The 18474-nt window shown below is 65.4% G+C and carries 19 protein-coding genes and 1 tRNA gene; 17 read left to right on the top strand and 3 right to left on the bottom strand.

What is annotated here, in order from left to right:
• Positions 1–27 precede the first annotated feature (27 nt).
• The gene (locus AC3WR5_RS29745) at positions 28–1239 is read right to left on the bottom strand and encodes an amino acid aminotransferase (protein WP_492489187.1); all 1212 of its coding nucleotides are present in this window, start codon (positions 1237–1239) and stop codon (positions 28–30) included.
• Positions 1240–1391: 152 nt separating this feature from the next.
• On the opposite strand from AC3WR5_RS29745, the gene uvrB reads away from it, so the two are divergent.
• The 9 genes from uvrB (at position 1392) to fdx (ending at position 10046) form a co-directional block, all read left to right on the top strand.
• On the top strand, positions 1392–3569 hold the full coding sequence (gene uvrB, locus AC3WR5_RS29740; protein ID WP_492489185.1) for an excinuclease ABC subunit UvrB: 2178 nt from the start codon (positions 1392–1394) through the stop codon (positions 3567–3569).
• A gap of 286 nt (positions 3570–3855) precedes the next feature.
• Complete coding sequence (gene iscR / locus AC3WR5_RS29735) at positions 3856–4389, top strand: Fe-S cluster assembly transcriptional regulator IscR (protein ID WP_141284715.1); 534 nt, start codon at positions 3856–3858, stop codon at positions 4387–4389.
• 124 nt (positions 4390–4513) lie between these two features.
• Positions 4514–5734, top strand: coding sequence for an IscS subfamily cysteine desulfurase (locus tag AC3WR5_RS29730; RefSeq protein WP_492489183.1), 1221 nt, complete (start codon positions 4514–4516; stop codon positions 5732–5734).
• Between the two features lie 121 nt (positions 5735–5855).
• Complete coding sequence (iscU, locus tag AC3WR5_RS29725; RefSeq protein ID WP_141284670.1) at positions 5856–6275, top strand: Fe-S cluster assembly scaffold IscU; 420 nt, start codon at positions 5856–5858, stop codon at positions 6273–6275.
• 1 nt (position 6276) lies between these two features.
• Complete coding sequence (iscA, locus tag AC3WR5_RS29720) at positions 6277–6600, top strand: iron-sulfur cluster assembly protein IscA (protein ID WP_141284672.1); 324 nt, start codon at positions 6277–6279, stop codon at positions 6598–6600.
• Positions 6601–6764: 164 nt separating this feature from the next.
• Complete coding sequence (locus AC3WR5_RS29715) at positions 6765–7259, top strand: GNAT family N-acetyltransferase (RefSeq protein WP_492489180.1); 495 nt, start codon at positions 6765–6767, stop codon at positions 7257–7259.
• Positions 7256–7774 carry a Fe-S protein assembly co-chaperone HscB gene (gene hscB, locus AC3WR5_RS29710; protein ID WP_492489179.1) on the top strand — a complete coding sequence of 173 codons (519 nt, stop codon included), beginning with the start codon at positions 7256–7258 and terminating at the stop codon, positions 7772–7774. The genes AC3WR5_RS29715 and hscB overlap by 4 nt, the downstream gene beginning before the upstream one ends.
• A gap of 33 nt (positions 7775–7807) precedes the next feature.
• Positions 7808–9667, top strand: a complete 1860-nt coding sequence (hscA, locus tag AC3WR5_RS29705) for a Fe-S protein assembly chaperone HscA (protein WP_492489177.1) — start codon at positions 7808–7810, stop codon at positions 9665–9667.
• 40 nt (positions 9668–9707) lie between these two features.
• Positions 9708–10046, top strand: coding sequence for an ISC system 2Fe-2S type ferredoxin (gene fdx / locus AC3WR5_RS29700; protein WP_141284680.1), 339 nt, complete (start codon positions 9708–9710; stop codon positions 10044–10046).
• A 127-nt stretch (positions 10047–10173) separates the two neighbouring features.
• Here the strand turns inward: fdx and AC3WR5_RS29695 are convergent, their stop codons facing one another.
• Positions 10174–10443: a hypothetical protein gene (locus tag AC3WR5_RS29695; protein WP_141284682.1), complete on the bottom strand. Its 270-nt coding sequence runs from the start codon at positions 10441–10443 to the stop codon at positions 10174–10176.
• 143 nt (positions 10444–10586) lie between these two features.
• Here AC3WR5_RS29695 and tsaD point away from each other — a divergent pair, with 143 nt between their 5' ends.
• Positions 10587–11624 carry a tRNA (adenosine(37)-N6)-threonylcarbamoyltransferase complex transferase subunit TsaD gene (tsaD, locus tag AC3WR5_RS29690; protein WP_492489175.1) on the top strand — a complete coding sequence of 346 codons (1038 nt, stop codon included), beginning with the start codon at positions 10587–10589 and terminating at the stop codon, positions 11622–11624.
• Between the two features lie 12 nt (positions 11625–11636).
• Here the strand turns inward: tsaD and AC3WR5_RS29685 are convergent, their stop codons facing one another.
• Entirely contained in the window at positions 11637–12086 is a 450-nt protein-coding gene (locus tag AC3WR5_RS29685; RefSeq protein ID WP_492489173.1) for an Hsp20/alpha crystallin family protein, read from the bottom strand.
• A 464-nt stretch (positions 12087–12550) separates the two neighbouring features.
• Here AC3WR5_RS29685 and rpsO point away from each other — a divergent pair, with 464 nt between their 5' ends.
• The 7 genes from rpsO to AC3WR5_RS29650 all read left to right on the top strand — a co-directional run bounded on the left by rpsO (position 12551) and on the right by AC3WR5_RS29650 (position 18428).
• Positions 12551–12820: a 30S ribosomal protein S15 gene (rpsO, locus tag AC3WR5_RS29680; RefSeq protein WP_141284687.1), complete on the top strand. Its 270-nt coding sequence runs from the start codon at positions 12551–12553 to the stop codon at positions 12818–12820.
• A gap of 212 nt (positions 12821–13032) precedes the next feature.
• On the top strand, positions 13033–15312 hold the full coding sequence (gene pnp, locus AC3WR5_RS29675; protein ID WP_141284689.1) for a polyribonucleotide nucleotidyltransferase: 2280 nt from the start codon (positions 13033–13035) through the stop codon (positions 15310–15312).
• Between the two features lie 10 nt (positions 15313–15322).
• The gene (locus AC3WR5_RS29670; RefSeq protein WP_492489171.1) at positions 15323–16315 is read left to right on the top strand and encodes an NAD(P)H-quinone oxidoreductase; all 993 of its coding nucleotides are present in this window, start codon (positions 15323–15325) and stop codon (positions 16313–16315) included.
• Positions 16316–16354: 39 nt separating this feature from the next.
• Positions 16355–17095 carry a triose-phosphate isomerase gene (gene tpiA, locus AC3WR5_RS29665; protein WP_141284693.1) on the top strand — a complete coding sequence of 247 codons (741 nt, stop codon included), beginning with the start codon at positions 16355–16357 and terminating at the stop codon, positions 17093–17095.
• Between the two features lie 60 nt (positions 17096–17155).
• Positions 17156–17545 (top strand): preprotein translocase subunit SecG, encoded by a 390-nt coding sequence (secG, locus tag AC3WR5_RS29660; protein WP_141284695.1) that lies wholly within the window; start codon positions 17156–17158, stop codon positions 17543–17545.
• Positions 17546–17812: 267 nt separating this feature from the next.
• A tRNA-Leu gene (locus AC3WR5_RS29655) sits at positions 17813–17897 on the top strand.
• A 171-nt stretch (positions 17898–18068) separates the two neighbouring features.
• Positions 18069–18428, top strand: coding sequence for an NADH-quinone oxidoreductase subunit A (locus AC3WR5_RS29650; protein WP_141284717.1), 360 nt, complete (start codon positions 18069–18071; stop codon positions 18426–18428).
• Positions 18429–18474 lie beyond the last annotated feature (46 nt).

Here is an 18474-nt window from a genome sequence, read left to right as displayed (position 1 = left end):
GCCCTTTCGCCCGCGCCTGCTCGGGGGTCAGAGCACCTTGGCGATGGCCTGGGTGACGTAGCCGATGTTGTGCTCGTTCAGCGCAGCCACGCAGATGCGGCCGGAGTCCACGCCGTAGACGCCGAACTCGTTGCGCAGGCGTTCCATCTGGGGCTTGGTCAGGCCGGAGTAGCTGAACATGCCGCGCTGGGTGGTGATGAAGCTGAAGTCTCGGGTCACGCCTGCCGCCTTCAGTTGCTCGACAAACGCACCGCGCATCTTCTTGATGCGGTTGCGCATGCCGGCCAGTTCTTCTTCCCACTGGGCGCGCAGCGCGGGTGTGGTCAGCACGGTGGCGACGATTTGCGCGCCGTGCGTGGGCGGGTTGGAGTAGTTGGTGCGGATGGTGATCTTCAGCTGGGACAGCACGCGCGCCGTTTCCTCCTTGCTGGCGCAGACGACCGACAGGCCGCCGACACGTTCGCCGTAGAGCGAGAAGCTCTTGGAGAAGGAGGTGGAGACGAAGAAGTCGATGCCGGCGGCAACGAACTGGCCGATCACGGCGCCGTCTTCCTGGATGCCGTCGCCAAAGCCCTGGTAGGCCATGTCGAGGAAGGCGACCAGGCCGCGCACCTTGACCGCGGCGATGACCTGCTCCCACTGGGCCGGCAGGATGTCGTAGCCGGTCGGGTTGTGGCAGCAGGCGTGCAGCACGACGACGGTGCCGGCGGCGGCGCTGTTCAGCGCGGCCAGCATGCCGTCGAAGTTCACGCCTTGTTTGTCGGCGTCGTAGTAGGGGTAGGTGTCGACCGTGAAGCCGGCGTTGGTGAACAGCGCGCGGTGGTTTTCCCAGCTCGGGTCGCTGATCAGCACCTTGGCGGTGGGGTTCAGCTTCTTCAGGAAGTCGGCACCCAGCTTCAGGCCGCCGGTGCCGCCAATGGCCTGCACGGTGGCCACGCGGCCTTCGGCCAGCAGCGGGCTGCCTTCGCCGAAGACCAGGGCCTGCACGGCCTTGTCATACGCGGCAATGCCATCAATTGGCAGGTAGCCGCGGGCGCGGGCGGCTTCGACCAGTTGGGCCTCGGCGGCTTTCACGCAGGCCAGCAGCGGCAGCTTGCCGTTGGCATCGGTGTAGACGCCGACGCCGAGGTTGACCTTGGCGGGATTGGTGTCGGCGTTGAACTGTTCGTTGAGGCCGAGGATCGGATCGCGAGGCGCCATTTCAACGGCGGCGAACAGCGACGAGGCGGAGGAAGACATGGAAGCAGTCCTGTGGATCGGAGGAGGCGCCGGGGCGGCAAAGGCATCGACAGTCGGCGCGGCCGTTTGGGATGCGCTACGCTGTCAGGTTGGCCCGGCGTGCAACTCGCGCCGAGCTTGCGGATTTTAAGCGTTGAAGGGGGAAAGACCCGATGTCGGAACTCACGGGCCTGGGAACGGGCGCTGGAATGGATGCAGGTGCAGGTGTGGGTGCGGGCACTGGCGCGAAGGCAGTCTCGCTGGATGCCGAAGGCTTCCCCGAGGGCGAGTTCGTCAGTTTCCCGGATTCGCCGTTCCAGCTGTACCAGCCCTACCCGCCGGCGGGGGATCAGCCAACGGCGATTGCGCAGCTGGTCGAAGGCATACAGGACGGGCTGGCCTACCAGACGCTGCTGGGCGTGACCGGCTCGGGCAAGACCTTCACGATGGCCAACGTGATCGCCCGCATGGGCCGGCCGGCCATCGTGTTTGCGCCGAACAAGACGCTGGCGGCGCAGCTGTACAGCGAGTTCCGCGAGTTCTTCCCGAAGAACGCGGTCGAGTACTTCGTCAGCTACTACGACTACTACCAGCCCGAGGCCTATGTGCCGCAGCGCGACCTTTTCATCGAGAAGGACTCGGCGATCAACGAGCACATCGAGCAGATGCGGCTGTCGGCCACCAAGAGCGTGCTGGAGCGGCGCGACACCATCGTCGTCGCCTCGGTCAGCGCGATCTACGGCATTGGCAAGCCGGAGGATTACACGCAGATGCGCTTCATCCTGCGCAACGGCGACAAGATGGGTCAGCGCGACGTGATCGCCCAGCTGATCCGCATGCAGTACACCCGCAACGAGACCGATTTCTCGCGCGGCAGCTTCCGCGTGCGCGGCGACACGATCGACGTCTTCCCGGCCGAGCATTCGGAGCTGGCGGTGCGCATCGAGCTGTTCGACGACGAGGTCGAAGCGCTGTCGCTGCTGGATCCGCTGACTGGCAGGGTCCAGCAGAAAGTGCCGCGTTTCACCATCTACCCGTCCAGCCACTACGTGACGCCGCGTGACCGGGTGCTGGCGGCCATCGACGCCATCAAGACCGAGCTGCGCGAGCGGCTGGCGTTTTTCGTCAAGGAAGGCAAGCTGGTGGAGGCGCAGCGCGTGGAGCAGCGCACCCGCTTCGACCTGGAGATGCTGCAGGAGGTTGGCCACTGCAAGGGCATCGAGAACTACAGCCGCCATCTTTCGGGCGCTGCACCCGGCGACCCTCCGCCGACGATGGTGGACTACATGCCCAAGGACGCGCTGATGTTCCTGGACGAGAGCCATGTGCTGATCGGCCAGTTCAGCGGCATGTACAACGGCGACCGGGCACGCAAGACCACGCTGGTGGAATATGGCTTTCGCCTGCCCAGCGCGCTGGACAACCGGCCACTGAAGTTCGCCGAGTTCGAGACCAAGATGCGGCAGTGCGTGTTCGTCTCGGCCACGCCGGCGGACTACGAGAAGCAGCACGCCGGCCAGGTGGTCGAGCAGCTTGTGCGGCCCACCGGGCTGGTGGATCCCATCGTGGAAGTGCGGCCGGCGCAGCAGCAGGTCGACGACGTGCTGCAGGAGATCCGCGAGACGGTGGAGAAGGGCGAGCGGGTGCTGATCACCACGCTGACCAAGCGCATGGCCGAGCAACTGACCGACTACCTGACCGACAACGGCGTGAAGGTGCGCTACCTGCACTCGGACATCGACACCGTGGAACGCGTCGAGATCCTGCGCGACCTGCGGCTGGGTGTGTTCGATGTGCTGGTGGGTATCAACCTGCTGCGCGAAGGGCTGGACATCCCCGAGGTCAGCCTGGTGGCCATCCTGGACGCCGACAAGGAAGGCTTTCTGCGCGCCGAGCGCAGCCTGGTGCAGACGATTGGCCGGGCGGCGCGCAATGTGAATGGCCGCGCCATCCTCTACGCCGACCGCATCACCGACTCGATGCGTCGTGCGATGGACGAAACCGAGCGCCGCCGCGCCAAGCAGGTCGCGTTCAACGAGGCCAATGGCATCGTGCCGCGCGGCATCCGCAAGCAGGTGCGCGAGATGATCGACGGCGTGGTGGCGGAAAAGTCGGGCAAGGACGACCTGCGCTTCGCGCAACAGGCGGCCGAGGTCGAGGCGATGAGCGAGAAGGACCTCAGCAAGCGCATCAAGCTGCTGGAAAAGCAGATGCTGGAGCATGCAAAGAGCCTGGAGTTCGAGAAGGCGGCCCGCATTCGCGACCAATTGGCCCTGTTGCGAGAACAGGCTTTTGGCGGCGGCAGCACGCACGACAGCAGTGCCGTGAGCCTGGTCGCCGCCAGCCGCTGAGCCTGGTTTCCCTGGGAGCGCGCCATTTCCGTTGCTTTTCCGGGGCCTGCATGACCGGACGCCGGGTAAGGAAATTTCCCGCCAGACCACGGAACCTTTGACCGGGATACACGACTAAAAGACTCGGCTTCGCCTATAATCGAGCAAATCACTCGGGATCTTCCGAGGGTTAACCCGGCGCGAAAGCGGTCATCCGCCCAGCCCACCGGGAGCCGGTGAGGAAGCCGGCCGCGGGACCAGATGTTCCGCTGGCATGTGTCGCCAACCGAGTAGACAGGAGAGTCTCATGCGTCTGACCACCAAAGGCCGCTTTGCGGTAACCGCCATGATCGATCTGGCGCTGCGTTCGAACAACGGGCCCGTGGCCCTGGCAGCCATCAGCCAACGTCAGCAAATCTCCTTGTCGTATCTGGAGCAACTGTTCGGCAAGCTGCGTCGCCACGAACTGGTCGAAAGCACCCGCGGCCCTGGCGGCGGCTATTCGCTGGGCCGCAAGGCCGAGGAAATCAGCGTTGCCGACATCATCGTCGCGGTCGATGAACCCATCGACGCGACCGGCTGCGCCGGCAAGGAAAATTGCATGGGCGAGGATGCCGGCCGCTGCATGACCCACGAACTGTGGGCCAATCTGAACGCGAAGATGATCGAGTACCTTGACTCCATCAGCCTGCGCAAGCTGGTTGATGATCAACTGGACAAGGGCCTGTCGATCGAGGAGGCGCCAATCAAGCGTGCCATCTCGACCGTGCCTGTGGTCAAGCCGATCAAGGTCACCGCGCCGAACTCCGTGTTCGCGCTGGGCAACGCCTTTTCCAAGTAAGCCAGGCGCCAGCCTGCATCACGCCGGCCGCTGGGCGGCTCGGCCGGCGTGGTGAATGGTGCTGCCCTGCGGCGCCAACTGTTTCCCTTACTGCCGTGCATTTGAAGCGCAAGAAGAACCGATCATGGACATGACCCCGCACTTCCCAATCTACATGGACTACGGCGCGACCACCCCGGTGGATCCGCGTGTTGTGGACGTGATGGTGCCGTGGTTGCGCGAGCATTTCGGCAACCCGGCGTCCCGCAGCCATGCCTGGGGCTGGGAAGCGGAAGAGGCGGTCGAAAAGGCCCGTGTGCAGGTGGCCGACCTGATCGGCGCCGACCCGCGCGAGATCGTCTGGACCTCCGGTGCCACCGAGTCGAACAACTTGGCGCTGAAGGGCGCGGCCCACTTCTACCAGAGCAAGGGCAAGCACCTGATCACGGTGAAGACCGAGCACAAGGCCGTGCTGGACACCATGCGCGAGCTGGAGCGGCAAGGCTTCGAGGTGACCTACCTCGACGTGAAGGAAGACGGACTGCTGGACTTCGACGCCTTCAAGGCTGCGATCCGCCCGGACACCATCGTTGCCTCGGTCATGTTCGTGAACAACGAGATTGGCGTGATCCAGGACATCACGGCGCTGGGCAACTTGTGCCGCGAGCGCGGCGTGATCTTCCACGTCGACGCGGCCCAGGCCACCGGCAAGGTCGAGATCGACATGAAGACGCTGCCGGTCGACCTGATGAGCCTGGCCTCGCACAAGACCTATGGCCCCAAGGGCATTGGCGCGCTGTACGTGCGCCGCAAGCCGCGTGTGCGCCTGGAAGCGCAGATGCACGGCGGTGGCCATGAGCGCGGCCTGCGTTCGGGCACGCTGCCCACGCACCAGATCATCGGCATGGGCGAGGCCTTCCGCATCGCCAAGGAAGAGATGGCGAGCGAACACGCGCGCATCTCGGCGCTGCACCAGCGCCTGCTGAAGGGCCTGTCGGAGATCGACCAGACCTTCATCAACGGCGACCTGACGCGCCGCGTGCCGCACAACCTGAACATCTCGTTCAACTACGTCGAAGGCGAGTCGCTGATCATGGGTGTCAAGGGCCTGGCGGTGTCGTCCGGCTCGGCCTGCACCTCGGCCAGCCTGGAGCCCAGCTACGTGCTGCGCGCCCTGGGCCGCAGCGACGAACTGGCGCACTCCAGCCTGCGCATGACCATCGGCCGTTTCACGACAGAAGAAGAGATCGACTACGCGATCAGCGTGCTGAAGGATCGCGTGGCCAAGCTGCGCGAGCTGTCGCCGCTGTGGGACATGTACCGCGACGGCATCGACATCTCCAGCATCCAGTGGAGTGCGCATTGACGGCATGACGACCCCCGGCTGCGGGCCTACCGCAGCCACCCCCCGCGGGGGAGCGGGGCCGCTTGGGAGCGGCCCGGCGCTGGCCCCGCGGCAGTGATCAAGAGACAGACAGGAGTTCGAAATGGCATACAGCGACAAGGTCATCGACCACTACGAAAACCCGCGCAATGTGGGCGCCTTCGACAAGGGCGACGAAACCGTTGGCACCGGCATGGTCGGCGCACCGGCGTGCGGCGACGTGATGAAGCTGCAGATCAAGGTCAACCCGGTGTCGGGCCTGATCGAAGACGCGCGCTTCAAGACTTACGGCTGCGGCTCGGCCATTGCCTCGTCGTCGCTGGTCACCGAATGGGTGAAGGGCAAGACGCTGGACCAGGCGCTGACCATCAAGAACACCCACATCGCCGAAGAACTGGCGCTGCCGCCGGTGAAGATCCATTGTTCCATCCTGGCCGAAGACGCGATCAAGGCCGCGGTGGACGACTACAAGGCTCGCCACGCCGCGGCTTCGGCCCCGCAGGTCGCCACGGAAGCGAACTGACATGGCGGTGACCCTCAGCGAGGCCGCAGCGCGCCATGTGACGCGCTACCTGGCGCGCCGTGGCAAGGGCGTGGGTGTGCGCCTGGGCGTGAAGACCACCGGCTGCTCCGGCCTGGCCTACAAGCTGGAATACGCCGACGACATCACGCCTGACGATGTGATCTTCGAAGACCACGGCGTGAAGGTGCTGATCGACCCGAAGAGCCTGCCGTACCTGGATGGCACTGAGCTGGATTTCGTGCGCGAAGGCCTGAACGAAGGCTTCAAGTTCCACAACCCGCGCGAGAAAGACCGCTGCGGCTGCGGAGAGTCCTTCCGGGTTTGAAGTGCACGCGGGCCCATCGGCCTGCGTTGCGGCGAAAATCTGCTGGTTTTTCTGAAAACCGGCAATCCTGAGCGCGGAGCCCCTGGCCGCGCTCTTGGTTTTTTGAAGCGCCTCTTTCGCGCGTTCCTCTACTTCCGCTGTTTGACATGACCCACGCCTCGCCCGTGAGCATTCGCCCCGAGCGCGCCGATCATCCCCAGGTCGGCCCGTTGCTGGCGGCGCTGGACGACTACCTGGCCACGCTGTATGCGCCCGAGGACAACTACATCCTGGACATCAGCGCACTGCTGCAGCCCGAGGTCGACTTCCTCGTTGCCACGCAGGGCGACAGGCTGGTGGGTTGCGGCGCCACGCGCCGCATGCCGGGGGAAGCTGACACGGCGGGCCAGGCCTATGGCGAGATCAAGCGCATGTACGTGGCGCCCGAGATGCGCGGCCAGCGCATTGCCGAGCAACTGCTGGCGCAGTTGGAGGCCCGGCTGCTGGCCGATGGCCTGACGCTGGCGACACTGGAGACCGGCCGCGACCAGTTGCAAGCGGTGCGCCTGTACGAGCGTTGTGGCTACCAGCGCCGCGCGCCCTTCGGTGGCTACCCGGACAACGGCCTGTCGCTGTTCTACGAAAAGCGGCTGGCGCTTTCGGCACCGGTTCCGGCATGAACCTGCAGGTCGACGACTTCACGCTGTTCGGTCTGCCGGCCCGCTTCGCGTTGGACCGTGCCGCGCTGGACCAGCGCTGGCGCGAGTTGCAGGGCCGTGTGCACCCGGATCGTTTCGCTGCCGAAGGCGCGGCGGCGCAGCGCATTGCGATGCAATGGTCGGTGCGCATCAATGAAGCCTACCGTCGCCTGAAGGATCCTCTGGCACGTGCGCAGTACCTGTGCGAGTTGCGTGGCGCGGCCATCGAGGCAGAAAGCAACACCGCGATGCCGACCGGTTTCCTGATGCAGCAGATGGCCTGGCGCGAAGCGCTGGACGATGCGCCAGATGCCGCGGCCGTGCAGTCGCTGGACGACGAGGTTGCTGCCGACGAGCGCCGCCTGCAGGCCGACATCGGTCGCCTGCTGGACGAGGCCAATGACGCCCCCGAAGCCGCCCGCCAGGTGCGTGCGCTGATGTTCGTGAACCGCTTCCGTGCCGACCTGGCGCGCCGGCTGGACGCGGACGACCGTTGAATTCAAGAACCCGGACTTTCGCTGTACCGATCCATGGCCCTGCTCCAGATTTCCGAACCCGGCCAGGCGCCGGACCCGCACCAGCGCCGCATCGCGGTGGGCATTGACCTGGGCACCACCAATTCACTGGTCGCCGCGCTGCGTCATGGCGTGGCCGAGTGTCTGCCGGACGGGCAGGGCCGCACCATGCTGCCGTCTGTCGTGCGCTACCTGGAGGGCAATGGCCGCCAGATCGGCGTGGACGCCGCAGCCGCCTCGGCCGAGGACCCGGAAAACACCATCGTCTCGGTCAAGCGCCTGATGGGCCGCAAGCTGGCCGACGTGACCGGTCATGAGCGGCTGCCCTACAAGTTCATCGACCAGCCTGGCATGGTGGCGATCCAGACGCGGCAGGGCGCGAAGACGCCGGTCGAGGTGTCGGCCGAGATCCTGGCCACGCTGCGTTTCCGCGCCGAAGACACCTTCAATGACGATGTGTTCGGCGCCGTGATCACCGTGCCGGCGTATTTCGACGACGCGCAGCGCCAGGCCACCAAGGACGCGGCCCAGCTCGCGGGCCTGAACGTGCTGCGGCTGATCAACGAGCCCACCGCTGCCGTGGTCGCGTACGGGTTGGACCACGGCAGCGAAGGCCTCTACGCCGTCTACGACCTGGGCGGCGGCACCTTCGACATCTCGCTGCTGCGCCTGACGCGCGGCGTGTTCGAGGTGGTTGGCACCGGGGGGGACGCTGCGCTGGGCGGCGACGACTTCGACCACGCGATTGCCGACTGGGCCGTGGCCCAGGCCGGCCTGACGCTCGCCAGCGCGCATGACAAACGCAGCCTGCTGGTCGCCAGCCGCGCTGCCAAGGAAGCGCTGACCGATGCGGCTGAGACCACACTGCGGGTCGTGCTGTCTGGCACCGAGCTGACGCTGCCGCTGAGCCGCGAGCAGTTCGAGGCACTGACCAGGCCGCTGCTGGACCGCACGCTGTCTGCGGTGCGCAAGGTGCTGCGCGATGCCAAGCTGAGCCGGGACGAGGTGCAGGGCGTCGTGCTGGTGGGCGGTGCCACGCGCATGCCGGCGGTACGCGAGGCCGTGGGCGCGCATTTCGGCCGCCCGCCGCTGATCGACCTGAACCCTGACGAAGTGGTCGCGCTGGGCGCTGCGATCCAGGCCAATGCGCTGGCCGGCAATGCGCGTGACGGCGACGAGTTGCTGCTGCTGGACGTGATCCCGCTGTCGCTGGGCCTGGAAACCATGGGTGGCCTGGCCGAGCGCATCATCGAGCGCAACACGACCATCCCAGTGGCCAAGGCACAGGACTTCACCACCTTCAAGGATGGCCAGACCGCGATGGCGCTGCACGTGGTGCAGGGTGAGCGTGAGCTGGTCTCGGAATGCCGTTCGCTGGCCCGCTTCGAGTTGCGCGGCATCCCGCCCATGGTGGCCGGCGCGGCGCGCATCCGCGTGACTTTCCAGGTCGATGCGGACGGGCTGCTGGGTGTCAGCGCGAAGGAGCTGATCTCCGGCGTCGAAGCGGCCGTGCAGGTCAAGCCCAGCTACGGCCTGGCCGACGACCAGATCGCGAAGATGTTGCAGGACGGTTTTGCCAGCGCCGAGACCGACATGCGCGCCCGTGCGCTGCGCGAGGCCAAGGTCGAGGCCGAGCGCATGCGCCTGGCCACGCTGGCCGCGATGGCGGCCGATGGCGACCTGCTGAGCCAGGCAGAAGGCGCCGAACTGCAGCGGCTGCTGGCTGCCTTGGCCGAAATCGCCGCTGGCGACGATGCCGACCGCATCACCCAGGCCGTCGAGGCGCTGGCCGAAGGCACCGAGGCATTTGCCGCTGCGCGCATGAACCGCGGCATCCAGGCCGCGTTGACTGGCCGCAGCCTGGACACGCTCTGAACACCGCGCAGCACCGCCGGCTGAACACTTTCAAGACACCATGCCCATCATCCGCATCCTTCCCCACGCCGAGCTGTGCCCGCAGGGCGCCGAGATCACCGCGCCCGAAGGTACCTCGATCTGCGAAGCCTTGCTGGACCATGACATCGAGATCGAGCATGCCTGCGAGATGAGTGCCGCCTGCACCACCTGCCACGTGGTCGTGAAACAGGGCTTCAACTCGCTGGGCGAGATCGACGAGATCGAGGAGGACCTGCTGGACAAGGCCTGGGGCCTGCAGCCGACCTCGCGACTCTCCTGTCAGGCGATGCTGGCCAAGGAAGACGTGACGATCGAGATTCCGAAGTACACGATCAACCATGCACGCGAACGGCACTGAGCCGACAGGCGTGATGGCGGCGCTTGAGTCGCCGCGAACGCCGGCATTGCGCCAGCGCGGCGACTGAGCGGTTCGGATCAAGAAGGACGCAGGCCGGGCAGGGCGTCATGCCCTTCGGCGAAAGTCCTCAGCTGACGCGGCTGTGCCCGATGTGGAAGGGCCAGCTCACTTTCCAGCGGCTGGGCTTGGGCGGCTCGGCTTCCCGGTCTTCCAGCAATTCGCGGGATTGCAGGTACTGCAGCAGGTTTCGCACTTCCGTGGTCGACACGCCGCTGCACTTCTGCAGGTGCGGCTCGGTCACATGGCGCTGCGACAGCTCGCTCACCATGCGGCGGTAAGCGGTGCGACGAAATTCGGCCGGAAGATCCGGCCAAGCAACAAGCTTGTATTCCTTCATGGCCCCAACAACCTTTGTTTTTGAATCTGCAACGACGTGCGCACTTATGGTGCGGCGCTGACCATTCTCTACAAACTTCGTGAAAATGCACAGTCCCGCGCCAGATCATCTGAAAAATATTTCTGTCTCGACTGAGGCTTGCCGTGTCCATCACCATCCTGGGTTTTGAATCCTCCTGCGACGAAACCGGTGTCGCCTTGGTGACTTGTTCGCCAGGGCAGGTGCCGGTGCTGCGGGCCCACGCCTTGTACAGCCAGGTGCAAATGCATCAGGCTTATGGCGGCGTGGTTCCGGAACTGGCGTCGCGCGACCATGTGCGGCGTGCATTGCCACTGGCGCGCGAAGTGCTGGCCAAGGCCGGGGCCGAGCTGGCTGAGGTGGACATCGTGGCCTACACGCAAGGGCCAGGCTTGGCGGGGGCTTTGCTGGTGGGTGCTGGCGTGGCCAGCGCGCTGGGCGCGGCGCTGGGCAAGCCGACGCTGGGTGTGCACCATCTGGAAGGCCACCTGTTGTCGCCCTTCCTGTCGGCCGATCCGCCGGAATTTCCCTTTGTGGCCTTGCTGGTTTCAGGTGGCCACACGCAACTGATGCGGGTCGATGGCGTCGGTCAATATGGCTTGCTGGGCGAAACCATTGACGACGCGGCCGGCGAGGCCTTCGACAAATCCGCCAAGCTGCTGGGCCTGGGTTACCCCGGGGGGCCCGCCTTGTCCCGGCTGGCACAGCAAGGCGATGACCAGGCCTTTGACCTGCCGCGGCCTTTGCTGCATCAGCCCAACCTGGACTTTTCGTTTGCCGGGCTGAAGACGGCGGTGATGATCGCGCTGCGCAAGCTCGGGCCAGCACCCAGCGAACAGCAAAAGGCGGATCTGGCGGCCAGCACCGAGGCAGCCATCGTCGAGGTGCTGGTGCGCAAGTCGCTGCGGGCGCTGAAGGAAAGCGGGCTACAGCGGCTGGTGGTGGCAGGTGGCGTGGGCGCCAATTCGCGCTTGCGGCGCGATCTGAACGCCGTGGCCATGCGCCGCGGGCTGCGCGTGCACTATCCGGAACTGGAACTGTGCACAGACAACGGCGCGATGATCGCAATGGCCGCGGCGATGCGCCTGCAGGCCGGGCTGGCCCAGCCCACCTGCGACTATCGCTTCGAGGTCAGGCCGCGCTGGGAGCTGGGTGCAGCCTGAGGTTCCTCAAATTCAGCTGACGGTCAACTGCGAGGCTTCCGTCGGCTGGCGCTTTTGCAGCGTCAGGGTCAACACGCCGGCTTCCAGCTTGGCTTGCGAGCTGGTCTGGTCGATCTCGACCGGCAGCACGAAGCTGCGCGCAAAGTTGGCCAGGGTGCGCTCACGGTAGATCACGCGCACACCTTCTTCGGCCGCAGGCGCGGCCGGCAGCGGCGCTTCGATGCGCACGCGGCGGCCTTCGACGGCGATCTTGATGTCTTCCTTGCGCACGCCGGGCAGGTCCAGCTGCACGCTGTAGGCCTTGTCGGATTCGCTCACGTCCAGCGCGGGGCTGAGGGTGTTGTCCTGGTTTTGTGTCGTCACGCCCAGCAGGCGGTTCAAGGTGTCATCGACCACGCGGTCAATGCCGCGGCTCAGCGGCGAGGTGCGAGCGGTGGTGCGGGTCAGCGGAACGAGCAGCATGTGAAACTCCTGAAAGATCAATGAAATTCGGGCTGTCTGGCTGCGCCGGGAATCGGCGGGCTCACGTCCCTTGTGGCTGCAGTTGGCAGCGGCCGAATGCATTTCAAGGGCTTGCACGGCGCGGCAAAAATATGCCGCCAACCGGCTTGAAACAAGGCCTTGCGCCGCCATGGCGAGCCGATCGGGGCGCCCTGGACGCCAGGTGCCCGGCTGGCAAGTCCGGACACGCTTGCGGTGTCCCATCGGGCGGGAAATCGTTTCGGGCTATAATCTTTGGCTTCCGCCTTTTGTGGCGACTGACGTGCAAAGCTTTGGGGCTGAAGTCGTTGGTTGCCGGAAGATGCGGATGCATCGCACGGCGTGGGTCGGTTTCACCCGCGACCGCAAGTTAAAACCGGAAACCGTTGATCTGCTTCGCGATTGATCGAAGGCAGCGGCGGCATTCCAAAACAAAGGAAATCGCCATGTCCGTGGTTGAAATGAAGAAGTCTGACATCGTCCAGGCCCATGCTCGCGGCCCAGCCGACACCGGCTCGCCCGAAGTCCAGGTGGCCCTGCTGACTGCTCGCATCAACGAGCTGACCCCCCACTTCAAGACCCACGCGAAAGACCATCATGGCCGCCGTGGCCTGCTGAAGATGGTCAATTCGCGCAAGAGCCTGCTGGCCTACCTGAAGGCCAAGGACGCCGACCGTTACACCGCGCTGATCCAGAAGCTGGGCCTGCGCAAGTAATCTCCCATCAGTGACCAAGAGCCTGTCTGGAACCATCGCCAGCACAGGCTCTTTGTTTTTGGAGCCAACCGGAATCGGGGCATTGCTGTGTCATTCCAACAGGCGGCTGGAGTCCGCCGCCCGTTGGAATGGCATCCCGCCCGACGCCGTCTGACTCCCGGTCCAAAAGCGCCACCGAAAGCGTGCTAGTCCCTCTCAAGGAGACCAATAACATGAGTCTGTTCAACAAAGTCACCAAGACCTTCCAGTGGGGCCAACACCAGGTCATCATGGAAACCGGTGAGGTCGCGCGCCAATCCACCGGCGCTGTGCTGGTCAACATCGAAGACACCGTGGTGCTCGCCACCGTGGTCGCCAAGAACGACCCGAAGCCGGGCCAGGATTTCTTCCCGCTGACCGTCGACTACATCGAGAAGACCTACGCTGCCGGCAAGATCCCGGGCAGCTTCTTCAAGCGTGAAGGCCGTCCGAGCGAACTCGAGACCCTGACCAGCCGCCTGATCGACCGTCCGATCCGCCCGCTGTTCCCGGAAGGCTTCTTCAACGAAGTCCAGGTCGTCATCCATGTGCTGAGCCTGAACCCTGAAGTCCAGGCCGACATCGCCGCACTGATCGCGACCAGCGCCGCACTGTCGATCTCCGGCATTCCGTTCAATGGCCCAATCGGCGCTGCACGCGTGGGCTACATCAACGGCGAATACGTGCTGAACCCGGGGCAGACCCAGCTGACCGAGTCCAAGATGGACCTTGTCGTGGCCGGCACCGAAGCCGCCGTGCTGATGGTCGAATCCGAAGCCGATCAGCTGGCCGAGGACGTGATGCTGGGCGCCGTGGTGTTCGGCCACGAGCAAAGCCAGGTCGCGATCAATGCGATCCATGCGCTGGTGCGCGAAGCCGGCAAGCCGGTGTGGAACTGGCAAGCCCCGGCGAAGAACGAGCCGTTCATCGCCAAGATCAACGAACTGGCCGAAGGCCCGCTGCGCGCCGCCTACCAGATCCGCTCCAAGCAGGCCCGCACCCAGGCTTGCCGCGACGTCACCAGCAACGTGCTGGCTTCGCTGAAGGCCGATGGCCTGGAGTTCGACAAGGTCGAAGTCGAAGGCCTGCTGTTCGAGATCGAGGCCCGCATCGTGCGCGGCCAGATCCTGGCCGGCGAGCCGCGCATCGACGGCCGCGACACCCGCACCGTGCGCGCCATCGAGATCCGCAACAGCGTGCTGCCGCGCGTGCACGGCTCTGCGCTGTTCACCCGTGGTGAAACCCAGGCGCTGGTCGCGGCCACGCTCGGCACCGAGCGTGATTCGCAGACCATCGACGCGCTGGCTGGCGAGTACAGCGAACGCTTCATGCTGCACTACAACATGCCCCCGTTCGCCACCGGCGAAACCGGCCGCGTGGGCAGCCCGAAGCGCCGCGAAATCGGCCACGGTCGCCTGGCCAAGCGCGCGCTGGTCGCCGTGCTGCCGAACAAGGAAGACTTCCCGTACACCATTCGCGTGGTCTCGGAAATCACCGAGTCCAACGGCTCCTCGTCGATGGCTTCGGTCTGCGGCGGCTGCCTGTCGATGATGGATGCGGGTGTGCCGCTGAAGGCGCACGTGGCTGGCATCGCCATGGGCCTGATCAAGGACGGCAGCCGCTTCGCGGTGCTGACCGACATCCTGGGCGATGAAGATCACCTCGGCGACATGGACTTCAAGGTGGCCGGCACGACCACTGGTGTCACTGCGCTGCAGATGGACATCAAGATCCAGGGCATCACCAAGGAAATCATGCAGGTTGCATTGGCCCAGGCCAAGGAAGCCCGCATGCACATCCTCGGCAAGATGGTCGAGGCCATGGGCACCGCCAAGACCGAGCTGTCGGAATTCGCACCGCGCCTGTACACGATGAAGATCAATCCGGAGAAGATCCGTGACGTGATCGGCAAGGGCGGCGCCACCATCCGTGCGCTGACCGAAGAGACCGGCTGCCAGATCAGCATCGAGGAAGATGGCACCATCACCATCGCCTCGACCGATGGCGACAAGGCGGCCCACGCCAAGAAGCGCATCGAAGAGATCACGGCCGAAGCCGAAATCGGCAAGGTCTACGAAGGCGCGGTCACCAAGATCCTGGACTTCGGCGCGCTGATCAACATCCTGCCTGGCAAGGACGGCCTGCTGCACATCAGCCAGATCGCGCACCAGCGCGTGGAGAAGGTCACCGACTTCCTGACCGAAGGCCAGGTGGTCAAGGTCAAGGTGCTGGAGACTGACGAGAAGGGCCGCATCAAGCTGTCGATGAAGGCGCTGCAGGAACGTCCGGAAGGCATGGAAGAGGAGCGCTTCGAACGTGCGCCTCGCCGTGAATACGGTGACCGCCCGCCGCGCAGCGACCGTGGCGACCGGCCTGACCGTCCGCGCCGCGAGCGCGCCGAGCAGCGCCCGGATGCTGTGCCCGCCGAAGGTGGCGAGGGCGAAGCCCAGCAACAACAGCAGCAACAGCAGTAGGCCAAGGCCGATGCGCGCCATCGCGATCCAAGGCTTCGGCGGCCCGGAAGTGCTGGTCGAGACCACGCGTCCCGATCCGCAACCGGCGGCCGGTGAGTTGCTGCTGCGCGTCAGCGCATCCGGCATCAACCGACCGGACGTGCTGCAGCGCAAGGGCGCTTATGCGCCACCTGCGGGCGCGTCCGACCTGCCTGGCTTGGAGGTCGCAGGCAGCATCGTCGGCGGCGACGCGGCCGAGCTGGCTGCCGCTGGCTGGCGTCTGGGTGATCGGGTTTGCGCGCTGGTGGCGGGTGGTGGTTATGCCGAGCTGTGCGTCGTGCCCATCGCGCAGTGCCTGCCGGTCCCGGCGGGCCTGAGCGACATCGAGGCGGCCACGCTGCCCGAGACCTTCTTCACCGTCTGGTCCAACGTGTTCGACCGGGCCGGCCTGCAGCCGGGCGAAAGCCTGCTGGTACAGGGCGGCACGAGCGGCATTGGCGTGACGGCGATCCAGCTGGCCAAAGCCCTGGGGGCGAAGGTGCTGGTGACGGCGGGCAGCGACGACAAGTGCGCCGCCTGCCTGAAGCTGGGTGCTGACCATGCGATCAACTACCGCACTTCCGACTTTGCAGCTGAAGCGCGGCGCCTGACCGATGGCCGTGGCGTGGACGTGGTGCTGGACATGGTGGCGGGCGACTACGTCGCGCGCGAGATCTCCTGCCTGGCCGACGATGGTCGCATTGCGATCATCGCGGTGCAGGGTGGCGTGAAGGCCGAGTTCAACGCCGGCGCCTTGCTGAGCCGGCGCCTGACCATCACCGGCTCGACGCTGCGGCCACGCTCGGTGGCCTTCAAGGGCCGCATTGCCGCGGCGCTGCGCGAACGGGTTTGGCCTCTGATCGAGGCGGGGCATGTTCGACCCGTGATCGAGAAGGTGTTCCCGGCAGCCCAGGCGGCTGCGGCGCACGCGCTGATGGAGTCTGGTCAGCACGTGGGCAAGATCGTGTTGGACTGGTCGGCCTGAGGGCCGCCTTTCCTTGAGCAACAGAGAGACGAACACACAATGCGACGCAAACTCGTGGTGGGCAACTGGAAGATGCACGGCAGCCATCAGGCCAATGCCGAACTGCTGGCCGGCATCCGTGCTGCCGGGCCGTTCGGCTGCGACCTGGCGGTCTGCGTGCCGTTTCCGTACCTGTCCGAAACCGCGGTGACGCTGGCCGCCAGCGACCTTCGCTGGGGCGCGCAGGATTGCTCGGCGCATGCGCAGGGTGCCTACACCGGCGAAGTGTCTGCGGCCATGCTGCACGAGTTCGGTTGCCGCTACGTGATCGTTGGCCACTCCGAGCGCCGCGGCTATCACGCCGAGGGCGACCAACTTGTGGCCGACAAAGCCAAGGCAGCGCTGGCGCATGGCATCACGCCCATCGTCTGCGTGGGCGAGACCCTGGCGCAGCGCGAGGCTGGCGAAACCGATGCGGTGGTCAAGCGCCAGCTGTCGGCCGTGATCCACACGCTGGGCCACTGCGCTGGCGAGATGGTCGTGGCTTACGAGCCGGTCTGGGCGATCGGCACCGGCCGCACCGCCACGCCGGAACAGGCCCAGGCGGTGCATGCGCTGCTACGCACCCAGTTGCAGGCTGCCACTGCGCATGCCGACACGATGACGCTGCTGTACGGCGGCAGCGTCAAGCCTGACAACGCCAGCACGCTGTTCGGCCAGCCGGACATCGACGGCGGGCTGATCGGCGGCGCTGCGCTGAAGGCTGCCGACTTTGTCGCCATCTGCCGTGCGGCGGGCTGACCCGGCACAAGCCCGGCCCACGCTGAAGAAGAATCAAGTCATTCCTGGAGTTTTTCCCAAATGCATATCTGGTTGAACCTGTTGGTGGTGTTGCAGATGGTTGCCGCCATCGTGATGATCGGTCTGGTGCTGGTGCAGCACGGCAAGGGTGCCGACATGGGCGCATCGTTCGGCTCCGGCGCGTCCGGCAGCCTGTTTGGTGCGACCGGCAGTGCGAACTTCCTGTCGCGCACCACGGCCGTCTGCGCCTCGGTCTTCTTTGTCGCCACGCTTGGCCTGGCCTTCATGTCCAACAGCGTGGGCCGTGCCACCCCGGTGGAAGGTGCCAGCGTACTGGAGCGTGCTGCGCCCGCCGCACCGAGCGCGCCGCAGATCCCGACGGGCGAGTCTTCGGCCAGCGTGCCTGCTGCGGCAGCACCGGCCAGCGTGGCTGCCAGCGGCGCGAACTGAGTTGGTGCGAAGCAGGCAAAAACCCTAGGAAGCCCTTTTATTTCGGGCTAGAATCTGAGGCTGGTCAAGGCGCTATTCCTTACGCGCATTGATCAATGAATCAGGCTTTGGGCATTCGTTCTCGGGCTGGGGTTCAGAAGAAGTTTCAGGGCTGCAGGGCCAGCAGCACTTGGCCTGAAAGGGCCGGGTGAGCAAGTCCGAAAGCTGCCGGTGGTGCGCAACAGACAGTTGACTGGCTGTTGAGCGCCGCGGTGACGAACAAGATGTGCCGACGTGGTGAAATTGGTAGACACGCTATCTTGAGGGGGTAGTGGCGAAAGCTGTGCGAGTTCGAGTCTCGCCGTCGGCACCAAGAAGTTTTTCGGCAAGGCCTTCATCCGGCGCCTTGCCGGGCGCCCTGGTAAAACAGGGGACAAACTGGGCGCGCTAGGTTCTGCTTTTCTGGTTCTTGCCAGAGGGCGAGAGCGGCGCGCTTTTTTGTTGCCGGATGAGACTTTTGATGACTGCTGGGAACCCGCCGACCATGGACCTGCAACCGTATTTGCCCGTCATCCTTTTCATTCTGGTCGGAGTCGGCGTCGGCGTTGCGCCGCAGCTGCTCGGCTTCCTGCTCGGGCCCAACCGCCCGGACGCGGAGAAAAACTCGCCCTACGAGTGCGGCTTCGAGGCCTTCGAAGACGCCCGCATGAAGTTCGACGTGCGCTACTACCTGGTGGCCATCCTCTTCATCCTGTTTGACCTGGAAATTGCCTTCCTGTTCCCGTGGGCGGTGTCGCTGCGCGACATCGGCGCGTCAGGCTTCTGGGCCATGATGGTCTTCCTGACCATCCTGGTCGTGGGCTTTGCCTACGAATGGAAAAAAGGCGCCCTCGATTGGGAATGAGGGGCACCACCCCTGGCCAGTTTTTTGGGGCAGGGCGCGTGGCGCC

Source organism: Ideonella sp. FW305-24, assembly GCF_058788035.1.
This window is presented reverse-complemented; position numbering and strand designations above follow the sequence as displayed.